We start from the raw sequence: 10,104 nt of genomic DNA, 5'->3' as shown, positions 1-10,104 counted from the left end.
GAGCGCCTATCATCCTGTCTTTTGCGCCGGAGCGTCAAGCGGGATACCAAAAGCACGGGTGTTATCAACGAAGTAGCTGGGGTATTCTCAAGGCGCTAACGAAAATAACGCAAGACGCTGGTCTTGCCGCTGGGATCCCGAGAGGCTTTGCATGAAACGACTCAAAACGCTGACACTGGCCTGTGCGGCGGCTGCTTTGGCCGTCACTTCCCTGAGCGCCCAGGCGCGGGACTTTCGCTTGGGGCTGATCACGCCCGCCCAGCACCTCTGGTCGACGGAAGCCGAAGCCTTTGCGCAAACCGTGCACGAACGCTCGAACGGCGAGCACAGCATAAGCGTTTTTCCTGCCCAGCAGCTAGGCAATGAAGCGCAAATGGTGCAGCAGTTGCAGACCGGTGCCCTGGACATGGCATTTTTGACTATCGCCGAAATCTCCAACCGGATACCGGATTTTGGTGCACTGTATGCGCCCTATCTGGTGGATGACGTCAACCATGCCGCGCGCCTGCTGCGCTCCGAGGCGGCCGCCGAGCTGCTCGAGCTGATGCCGGAAGGCGTGGGCCTGGTAGGGCTGGGGTATGGCATGGTCGGTATGCGTCAAGTACTCAGCCGCAGCCCCATCGAGAGCGCCGCTGATTTTCGCGGCCAGCGCCTGCGCATCACGCCCTTCGAGCCAATCCGTGATTTCTACACGGCCACCGGCGCCGCGCCTGCGCCCATGCCGCTGCTGGAAGTCTACGATGCCCTGGCCAACGGTCAGGTCGATGCCATCGACATGGATTTCGATTCCATCCTGATCCTGAAATTTCATGAGCAGGCGCAAAACCTGCTGATCTCCAACCATATGATGTTCCCCATGGTCGGCGTGGTATCGGGGCGCGTGTGGCGTGAGCTGTCGGAACAGGATCGCGAGCTGTTCGAAACCGCCATGGCCGAGCATCTCGACAATGTGCTGAGCGGCTTCGAAGCCATGGACGCCGCCCAGGAAGAGGAAATTCGCGCCCTGGATATCAACATCGTGGAAGCGGATGCCGAGTTCTTTGCCGATGCCATCGCCCAGTGGGAGGGTATCTGGGCGCCCAAGGCTCCGATGCTGGAAACCCTGCGGGCGGAAGCTGACCGCTTGCGCGACGAGTAGCGCTGAACCAGAGGCTTTCGATGATCATGCTGCAGCGCCTCTCCCTCAGGCTTGCCCGTTACGAAGAGATGACCGCCGCTGCCTTGGCAGCGGCGGTCACGTGTCTCATCCTCGCCAACATTGCCTTTCGGGCGCTGGGCAATCCGCTTTACTGGGTCAGTGAACTGGCTATCTACGCCATGATCTGGATGACGTTCCTGATTGCCGGGGCGGTCTTGAAGCGCCGCCAGGGCATTGCCGTGACGCTGCTCAGCGATCTGTTGCCCTCCACGGGGCAGCGTGCCATTACCTTGGCGGTGGACGCCATGGTGCTGCTGTTTGCGCTGCTGTTGGCGTGGCTCTGCTGGCGCTGGTATCAACCCTGGGCGTTGGCCCAGGCCGGGTTCGATGTGCGCGCCTTCCAGGGCCAGACCTTCAATTTCATCTACGCCGAAAACACCTCCACGCTGGGCATCAAGAAATTCTGGGCGTGGCTGATCGTGCCCTGGTTTGCGCTGTCGCTCAGCCTGCACGGCGTGGCCAACCTGCTGCAATCCGTTCAGGGGCTGAGGGAACGCACATGACCGTTGTGGTATTTCTGATTCTGCTGCTGGGAGCGGTGCCGATTGCGCTGGTGCTGGCGCTCACGGCCATGTGGTATATCCAGGCATCGGGCAATGCGGTGCTGTTCGATTCGTACCCTCAGCAGCTGTTCAGCGCCATCGAGAGTTACGGACTGCTGGCCATTCCGCTGTTCATGCTGGCGGGCGAGCTGATGAACGAAGGCGGCCTGACCAAACGGCTGATCGCCCTGGCGCGGCTGCTGGTGGGCGGGTTTCGCGGTGGGCTGGCGTATATCAACCTGGTGGCCAACATGATGATGGCGGCGATCATTGGTTCTGCAGCGTCGCAAATCGCCATCATGTCGCGGGCCATGGTGCCCGCCATGGAGCAGGAGGGGTATGACAAGCCCTACAGCGCCGCGATTACCGCCGCCGGTGGTTTGCTATCGCCGATCATTCCGCCCTCGATGCTGTTCGTACTGTTTGGCGTCATGGCGCAGGTGCCGATCGCCGAAATGTTCATTGCCGGACTGCTGCCCGGGCTGCTGTTAGGGGCCAGCTTTTTCGTGGTCATTGCGCTGGTGGGGCTGGTCCAGCAGTACCCCAAGGGGGAGTGGCCCAGCCGCCAGCAGGCGCTGCACGACGCGCTCTGGGGGCTGCCCGCGCTGCTGATTCCGGTGATCATCATTGGCGGCATTCTGCTGGGCATTGCGACGCCCACGGAGTCGGCTGCCCTGGCATCGCTGGCGGCCCTGCTGATGGGGCGCTGGGTATATGGCGACCTGCGCCTGGGGCAGCTCCCGCAGGTGTTGGCACGTACGGCCATGAATGCAGGGCTGGTGATCATGCTGATTGCCGCCGCCGGGGTGTTTGGCTGGGTGGTGGTATACGAGCGCTTGCCGCAGATGGCCGCCGCGTGGATTGCTGCGCTGACCAGTGATCCTTTCGTGTTCCTGCTGCTGGTGATTGCGGCGCTGCTGCTGGTGGGCATGATCATCGATGGCATTGCCGCACTGATCCTGGTGGTGCCCATTCTGATGCCCATTGCGCAGAGTCAGTTTGCGATCAGCCCTTACCAGTTTGGCGTGGTGGTGTGCCTGACGCTGGTGATGGGGCTACTGACCCCGCCAGTGGGAGCGGGGCTGTTCATCGCCTCCTCCATGACCGGCGCGCCGCCGCTGAAAATTTTCCGCGCCTTGCTGCCGTTCCTGCTGGCCACATTGGCCACGCTGGTGCTGCTGGCCTGGCAGCCGTGGCTGACCAATGGCCTGATTCAGCGCTGACTTGCTGGCGTGCCGCCGACGGCCAGCGCAGGCGGTTCAGGCGACGCTGTGCTCGGTGAGCGGCATGACATCCACTTCCACTTCGAGCTGGTGCTCACCGCCGCCGTTCATGACCCCTTTCAGGGGGGCCACATCGGCGTAGTCGCGCCCCCAGGCCAGCACCGGGTGCTGTTCACCGGCCAGCGTACCGTTGGTCGGGTCCAGGGCTAGCCAGCCCCAATCGGGGATCCACACGGCCAGCCAGGCATGGGAAGCATCGGCGCCAATCAGGCGGGGCTGGCCGGGGGGAGGCTGGGTTTCCAGATAGCCGCTGACATAGCGGGCAGGCAGGCCCACCGAACGCAGTGCGCCAATGGCCAGGTGGGCAAAGTCCTGGCAGACGCCCCGGCGGTTGGCCAGTACATCACTCAAGGGGGTGGCCAGGGTGGTGAAACTGGGGTCGTATTCGAAGGTATCGTAGATGGTCTGGTTGAGGGCCATGGCGGCTTCTACCAGCGGGCGGCCGGGCGTGAAACAGGTGCGGGCAAAGTCGGCCAGCTCATCGTTGCGGCGGATGAATGGCGAATCCAGCCGATACAGCTGCATGTCGAAACGGCTGTCCTGGCGCAGTTGCGCTGCCACGCTTTCCCAACTGGGCGAACTGGCAGGCAGCGGCCCCAGAGGTTGAGTGTTCAAAGGCGTGACGACCGTCACGTCCAGCGTCTGGTGCACCTCTTCCATGGCGAAGTAAAGTACCCGATTGCCAAACACGTCCCGCCGCTCTGCCTGCACGTGAGGCATGGGGCTGATGGTCAGCTCGGAGGCCCCGCACTGCTGGTGCTGCGTCTTGCGAGGCAGCACGCGCGCCTCGCTGTGGCACAGGGTCACGGGCGCGCTGTAGTGGTAGCGCGTGGTGTGCCGCAGGGTGTAATTCATTCGTCGGGCTCCATGCTGACAAGTTGGCGCGGTCGCTCTACATGGCTGAAATGACTGTGGCTGATGGCGTCCGAAAGGGCGCTGAGCGGCGCAATCAGCTCATCCAGCAGCTGTTCCAACGCGGCCTGGGCATCGGGAGTGTCGGCCAGATGGCTCAGACGGTCGATGTCGGCCAGGTGCAGGGCGGCATTGGCCTGGATCAGCAGCCGCCGTTCGGCGTTGCGGTAGGGCGACGAGCTGCCGGGTAGGCGATCCATCTGCCGCTCCAGGCGCTTGAGCATGTAGCCCACCGAGCGAGGGTTGGTCTCGTCGAACAGCAGCAGGTCGAGAATGGCCTCGGGGTGCAGCTCGCTGCGGTAGCGGCGACGATAGGCGGTGAAGTTGTCCGTGGTGGCCAACACGACTTCCCAGAGCGCCAGCCCCGGCGAATGGGGCGCGTTCAGGGTCAGCTTGAGCAGCGATAGCAGCCCAAGCACGCGGTCCAGAAAGCGCCCGATGTCCATGAACCGCCAGCCGTAGTGATGGGGCATGGTTTCGTTGCACAGCCCAAAGAAAGCGGCAATTTGCGCCGATAATCCTTCACAGGCGCGCCGCGCCGCGCTGGCGCCCAGGCTGGGGCTGAACGTATCCACTCGCTGGCGTAGCTGATGCACCACCCGCCAGGAGTCGTCGCCCAGATGGTCACGCACGCTTCGAGCGTTACGTAGCAAATGAGCAAACAGCGGCTTGAGGGCCTGAGCGTCTTGCTCGTCGAACTGGGCCAGCAGCGCCGTGCGTTTTTGGGCAAAGCCCACCAGCGGGGGTTTGGCGCCTTCGCCGTCGCCGTTCAAGGTAGTGATTTCCAGCGCCAGCAGCAGCTCGTCCAGTAGCTGGTCGGCAATTTCGTCCTGGTCATACTCCATCAGACGCATCAAGGCTTCGCGTAGCAAACGGGCACGGGCATCCAGCCGTTCGCCGTAGCGACCCAGCCAGAACAGGCTTTCCGCTACCCGGCTGGGCAGGTCGGTGCCATCGCGGGTAGCCACCACGGGACCGCGTGCCTGACGCAGTTGACTGACGTGAGGCTGGGGCGTGTTGGCGGTCACCCAGACGTCCTTGACGATGGGGCTGCTGAGCGACGGCGAGCCGGGAGTGCCCACCCAGGCAAGCCCCCCCGGCATGACGTGATAATCGCTGGGCTGTTGGCTGCGGGTCGCGACGCTGCCCGGGGCTCTGGAAACGAAACAGCGCAGGTTCAGGGTGGTGGGCGACAGCCGCTGCATGTGCGGGTCGAACAGGGGGGCCGTGGCAGAAGGCGTCTGGGCATTGGCGCTGGGCAGTAGCAGTGCTTCCCCCAGCAGGTGCTGGCAGAGTGCTGGCAGGTAGTCAGCCAGCTCCGGCAGCTCCAAAGCGCCTACGCCTAGCGCATTCGACATGGCTACGCCGCTGGCCCGAGCGGCTTGCAGTAGGCCCGGGACGCCCAGCTGGGAGTCACCGCGTAGTTCCAGCGGGTCGCAGTAGGCGTCGTCGCAGTGGCGCAGCACCACGTCCACCGGCTGCAGGCCGCCCAGGGTACGTAACCAGAGCTGGCTATCGCGCACGACCATGTCCTGGCCTTCTGCCAGGTCGATGTTCAGGTAGTTGGCCAGGTAGGCATGCTCGAAATAGCGTGGGCTGCCCGGCCCCGGGGTCAACAGCACCACGGTCGGGTTGTCGCGGTGCTGGTAGGCCAGTGCGGTCAGCGTGCGGTGGTATTTATCCAGGAAACCCGCCAGGCGCTTCAGCGGCGCGTTGCGGTACATTTCAGGCAGCGCGCGGGCCATGAGAATGCGGTTTTCCAGCGTGAAACCGGTGCCGGAAGGCGCTTGCAGCCGGTCGCCAATGACGCGCCACTGCCCTTCGGCATCCTGGATGACGTCGATGCCGTGAAAGCTGATCGCAGGACGGTCGCTGGGCTGAGAGCCGTGGCAGGGCAGCAGGAAGTGGGGCGAGGCCAGCAGCGCCTGGGTGGGCAGCAGGCCCGCATCGAATAGCGTGCGCGGGCCGTACAGGTCGTCATACAGCGCATTGAATAGCCGCGTACGCTGGGTCAGGCCGATTTCCAGCGCTTGCCATTGCGCCTGGTCGATGACCCAGGGAAGCGGGTCCAGCCGCCAGGCGCGCCCTTGGGTGTCATCGTGCATATTGAAGATGACGCCGTTCTCGGCCAGCAGGCGCTGAAGCTCTTCATGCTGCTGATAGCGGCCCTCGGCACCCAGGCTTTCCAGAGCGCCAAGCAGGCCCTGCCAGCCGGGGCGCAGTTGGCCCTGACGGTCGAGCATCGCATCAAACGTGCCGGGCTGTCCCTTGCCTAGCTGATTCAAGTAGTCCTCGATGAGCCCGGCAGCGCCGAGCTCAAGCAGTGAGGGAGAGACAGGGGCAGTCATGATCCTGAGAGTCCTGAGCGAGTAAGGGGCGGATTATCCTGCAGCTAGCGCCGATAGGAAAGCATTACTACCTCATCGGCGCGGGCTCCAGCGTAGGTCAAGGGTACACGGCAGTTCCTGACTGAGGGCTTCTGGCATGGGCGCCTGGTAGCCATGGCCGTGGCCACTGTCGCTAAAGCGACCCAGGCGTCTGGCTTCGGCTTCGAAGGCATTGACCGGGAACGTCTCGAAACTGCGCCCCGTGGGATGCACGACGTGATAGGTGCAGCCCGCCACCGAACGCTGGTTCCAGGTGTCGATGACATCGAATACCAGCGGAGCGTGAACGGGAATCTGGGGGTGCAGGGCCGACGGCGGCTGCCAGGCCCGGTAGCGCACGCCTGCGACGGCTTCGCCGTTGCGTCCGGTGGGGGAGAGCGGTACCTGGCGGCCATTGCAGGTCACCACGTAGCGGTCGCCGCTCATGCCGTTGACCTTCACTTCCAGGCGTTCCACCGAGGAGTCCACATAGCGGGCGGTACCGCCTGCCGTGGCTTCTTCACCCAGCACGTGCCAGGGCTCGATGGCCTGGCGCAGCTCTATGGAGAGCATGGGAGTATGCAAGCGGCCATGCACCGGGAAGCGGAACTCCCGGAATGGCGCAAACCACTCCAACTCGAAATCGAACCCATGGTGACGCAGATCGTGCAGCACATCGTTCAGGTCTTCCCACAGGTAGTGGGGCAGCATCCAGCGGTCCTGCAGGGCACTGCCCCAGCGTACCGGGCGCGCACGGTAGGGCGTCTTCCAGCAGCGCGCCACCAGGGCGCGAATGAGCAGCGTCTGCATCAGGCCCATACGCGCGTGGGGAGGCATTTCAAAGCCGCGCAGCTCCAGCAGCCCCAACCGGCCGCTGTCGCTGTCCGGTGAGTAGAGCTTGTCGATACAGAACTCGGCGCGGTGGGTGTTGCCGGTCAGGTCGGTGAGCAGGTGGCGCAGCAGTCGGTCCACCAGCCAGGGCTGAACGACCTCGCCTTCGGGCATCTGTTGCAGGGCGATTTCCAGCTCGTAGAGCGCCTCGTGGCGGGCTTCATCCACTCGCGGGGCCTGACTGGTTGGGCCAATGAACAGCCCGGAAAACAGATACGACAGGCTCGGGTGGTGCTGCCAGTAGGTTACCAGACTGGCCAGCAGGTCCGGCCGACGTAGAAACGGGGAGTCCTCCGGTGTCAGGCCGCCCAGCGTGACATGGTTGCCGCCGCCGGTGCCGGTATGGCGGCCATCGACCATGAATTTTTCGGTGCCCAGCCGCGCCTGGCGGGCTTCATCGTAGAGCCGTTCGGTCTGGGCGACCAGCGCTGGCCAGCTGTCGGCCGGCATGATGTTGACCTCGATGACGCCGGGGTCCGGGGTGATCTGGAAACTGGACAGACGCGGGTCCCGGGGCGGCGCGTAGCCTTCGATCATGACTGGGCAAGCCAGCGCCTGGGCGGTTTCCTCGATGCTGCTCAACAGGTCGAGGTAGTGCTCCAGGTGAGTCAGCGGTGGCAGGAAGACATGCAGGCGGCCCTCACGAGGCTCGACGCACAGGCTGGTATGGATCACCTTGTGTTCGCGGTCGTCGGCGGCGCTTGGCTGCTGCTGAACGGCTTCGCCTTCCGGGTGGCTATGGCTGGGATGCAGGCTCTGGCCATGGCGCTCGGCGCTGGTGAAGCGATGCTGTTCGGCATTGCGGCGCGCCACTTCCCCGTGAATGTCGCCCAGCGCAGGTCGCGGTGCAAACAGCGACTGGGGCTGCGGCTGCTCTTCCGGGTCGGCCCAGGGGAGCGCCGACAGCGGCAGACGCAGGCCCATGGGGGAGTCGCCTGGCACCAGGAACAGGTGATCGCGTTTGAGCGGCCAACGGCCGCTTTCCCAGCGATGAGACTGGGAAATCGAGTGACGCAACGGGAGCGCATAGCCCACGACGGCGCCCAGGTCCTGCTCCAGCAGCCGTGCCAGGCGGCGGCGTTCGGCATCGTCTTTCAGGTCGGCATTACGCGGGTCGACGCTGACCGGTAGGGTCTGCTCTTTCCAAAGGTAGTAGTAGGCATCTTCGTAGGCGGGAATCCAGTGGCGCTGCGCCACGCCCAGGCGTTCGCCCAGCGTATGGATGAAGCGCTCTACCATGGCGTTGTCGACCTTGGCGTGGGGCGCGCCTTCGGTGCTGGCCAGCCACTTGGGGTCGCGCCACAGGGGCGCGCCATCCTTGCGCCAGTAACAGGCCAGCGCCCAGCGAGGCAGCGGTTCGCCAGGGTACCACTTGCCCTGTTGCTGCTGAATGACGCTACCGGCCGCGTAGGCTTCCTGCAGTCGGGTCAGCAGCGCCTCGGCGCGCTCACGCTTGTGCTCGCCCAGCGCTTCGGTGTTCCACTGGGGGCTCTCCATGTCGTCGATGGAAACGAAGGTCGGCTCGCCCCCCATGGTCAGGCGAACATCCTGCTGCTGGAGGACTTCATCCACCTGGTCGCCCAGCGCCAGAATGGCCTGCCACTGCTGATCGCTGTAGGGGCGGGTGACGCGCGGGTCTTCATGGATGCGCTCCACGCGCATCTCGACATCGAATTCCACTTCGCACTTGTCGGAAAAACCGGTAATGGCCGCGGCGCTGCCGGTGGTGGGGGTGGCGGCCAGCGGAATATGCCCTTCACCAGCGAACAGGCCGGAGGTGGGGTCCAGGCCCACCCAGCCTGCGCCCGGCAGGAAGACTTCGGTCCAGGCATGCAGGTCGGTAAAGTCAACCTCGGTACCGCTGGGGCCATCCAGCGCTTTGACGTCCGGGGCCAGCTGAATCAGATAGCCGGATACAAAGCGAGCCGCCAGCCCCAAATGGCGCAGGATCTGTACCAGTAACCAGGCGCTGTCGCGGCAGGAACCACTGGCCAGAGTTAGGGTTTCTTCACAGCTTTGTACGCCGGGCTCCATACGCACCAGGTAGCTGATGTCCTGTTGCAGACGCTGGTTGAGCGCCACCAGAAAATCGACGCTGGTGGTGGGCTCCCGAGGTACTTCCTTAAGCCATGCTTTTAGGCGCGGCCCTGCTTCGGTGACTTCCAGATAGGGGCCTAGCTCCTTGAGAAGCTCATCGGAATAATGGAACGGAATTTTTTGCGCGGCATCGTCGAGAAAAAAGTCGAAAGGGTTGATGACCGTCATGGGGGCCACCAGCTCGACGGCAATGGTGAGTTCCTTGCGTGGCTCTGGAAACACGATACGCGCATTAAAGTTGCCAAAGGGGTCTTGCTGCCAATTCAGAAAGTGGTCATCCCCTGAAATATTCAGCGAGTAGGCATCGATATGAGTACGGCAGTGGGGGGCCGGGCGCAGGCGGACGACATGGGGTGACAGTTTGACGGGGCGGTCAAATCGATAGGTTGTGCGGTGATGCAAGGCAACGCGAATGGTCATGAGCCACCCTCAAATAAAAGCGTAAATTCTCGCAGCTACTGATGAACTGCGACGCAACAAGACATTTACCCAAGAGTATCGTTGGAGTTGAACTTTTTTGCAGCTGCAATATGCCCAAGGGCGTTTAAGAAGTGTGGAAAATTGTGATCGCATCGCTTTTAATTAAATCTTGCACCAAATTGGTGCTTTTTTTCGAGAGTTTTTTTGTCAAGGCACAAGTTTGGTTCAGTGAGGGGGTGGGAAGGTATCGCGGCATTACAAAGTGGCCGCGTTTTATCAAACGTGGATGCCATAGCGTTGAAATATCGGGAAAGGTGGTACGAGTATTGCGTGGTTATATAGCTCAATAAATACGTCGATTGCACGCGGCAGGCCTACACTATTGTTCAAGGAAG

The 10,104-nt window shown here is 63.1% G+C and carries 6 protein-coding genes; 3 read left to right on the top strand and 3 right to left on the bottom strand.

Going from position 1 to position 10,104, the window contains the following annotated elements:
• Nucleotides 1-151: 151 nt before the first annotated feature.
• The 3 genes from B7L72_RS02320 to B7L72_RS02310 are packed head-to-tail and all read left to right on the top strand — an operon-like array spanning nt 152 to nt 2,963.
• On the top strand, nt 152-1,138 hold the full coding sequence (locus B7L72_RS02320) for a TRAP transporter substrate-binding protein (RefSeq protein WP_081192342.1): 987 nt from the start codon (nt 152-154) through the stop codon (nt 1,136-1,138).
• 20 nt (nt 1,139-1,158) lie between these two features.
• Nucleotides 1,159-1,701, top strand: a complete 543-nt coding sequence (locus B7L72_RS02315) for a TRAP transporter small permease (protein ID WP_227407730.1) — start codon at nt 1,159-1,161, stop codon at nt 1,699-1,701.
• The gene (locus B7L72_RS02310; protein ID WP_081192340.1) at nt 1,698-2,963 is read left to right on the top strand and encodes a TRAP transporter large permease; all 1,266 of its coding nucleotides are present in this window, start codon (nt 1,698-1,700) and stop codon (nt 2,961-2,963) included. Before B7L72_RS02315 ends, B7L72_RS02310 begins: the two co-directional genes overlap by 4 nt.
• A 36-nt stretch (nt 2,964-2,999) precedes the next feature.
• On the opposite strand, the gene B7L72_RS02305 is transcribed toward B7L72_RS02310, so the two are convergent.
• From B7L72_RS02305 to B7L72_RS02295, 3 genes are all read right to left on the bottom strand, one after another.
• A complete protein-coding gene (locus B7L72_RS02305) occupies nt 3,000-3,878 on the bottom strand; it encodes a transglutaminase family protein (RefSeq protein WP_016916446.1) in 879 nt (292 codons plus the stop codon).
• Nucleotides 3,875-6,283, bottom strand: coding sequence for a circularly permuted type 2 ATP-grasp protein (locus B7L72_RS02300; RefSeq protein ID WP_016916447.1), 2,409 nt, complete (start codon nt 6,281-6,283; stop codon nt 3,875-3,877). The genes B7L72_RS02305 and B7L72_RS02300 overlap by 4 nt, the downstream gene beginning before the upstream one ends.
• Nucleotides 6,284-6,355: 72 nt before the next feature.
• Nucleotides 6,356-9,709, bottom strand: coding sequence for a transglutaminase family protein (locus tag B7L72_RS02295; protein ID WP_081192338.1), 3,354 nt, complete (start codon nt 9,707-9,709; stop codon nt 6,356-6,358).
• Between the last annotated feature and the right edge of the window lie 395 nt (nt 9,710-10,104).

The sequence above is a fragment of the Halomonas sp. BC1 genome, from assembly GCF_002078135.1.
In the GTDB taxonomy this organism is placed as follows: domain Bacteria; phylum Pseudomonadota; class Gammaproteobacteria; order Pseudomonadales; family Halomonadaceae; genus Vreelandella; species Vreelandella stevensii.
This window is presented reverse-complemented; position numbering and strand designations above follow the sequence as displayed.